1 pseudogene is annotated in these 703 nt (G+C 40.5%); it reads right to left on the bottom strand.

Going from position 1 to position 703, the window contains the following annotated elements:
* Positions 1-273: 273 nt before the first annotated feature.
* Positions 274-703, bottom strand: a pseudogene (locus F8N00_RS18210) (hypothetical protein); the annotation flags it as partial.

The following is a 703-nucleotide window of genomic DNA, read 5'->3' as shown; positions in this document are numbered from 1 at the left end:
GTAGAATACGATTTTTGCCTCATCGTTCAGTTTTCAAAGTTCGTCGTGTCGTTTTCAGCGACTTTAATAAGATATCACGGAATAACTTAAGCGTCAATCCCTTTTTGAAATCTTTTTTCGTTCTCGTCACCGTCCAGTGCGTGTTGCCCTGTCGACATGTATTAATATACTATCTCGATATAATACCGTCAATAGTTTTTCTAAAAAAACTTTTAAAATCTTGTTCCTTCTATATATAGCGAAAACAACACATAGAAAAAATAAAGCCGATCGTCATACGACCGGCTCATACGTTACGAGTTCGACCCCTGCTCCTTTAGTTGTTTGATACGAAATCCTGATCAGACCTTTTCGCATGAAGAAATCAATCAGACTACTTAAATCCACTTTGACTTCTTGTAGTCGCTCTTCTTCCATCAATTCATACATCGTCCATGGACTTGTCCGCTCACGCATGATTTCAAATAAATAGCGTCCTCCCGATAAGACCTTCGACTGCAGAAGATGCTCAAGTCCAATCAAGGCGAGGTGAATACGTTGATCTAATGTCTCTTCACTCATCAATAATTGTTCATATAGTTTATAGACATCCGGATCATCGAGTCGCGCTTGTTCCCAGACGACTGTCTCGGGATGCTTTCCTTTTTCCAGAACAGATAATCGCGCGAGATGATGCAATGCGTGATGGACGTGTGTATAGGCA

This window comes from Exiguobacterium sp. A1_3_1 (assembly GCF_048985645.1).
GTDB lineage: Bacteria > Bacillota > Bacilli > Exiguobacteriales > Exiguobacteriaceae > Exiguobacterium_A > Exiguobacterium_A indicum.
The sequence above is the reverse complement of the archived record's forward strand: the minus strand, read 5'-3'. Positions and strand labels throughout refer to the sequence as shown.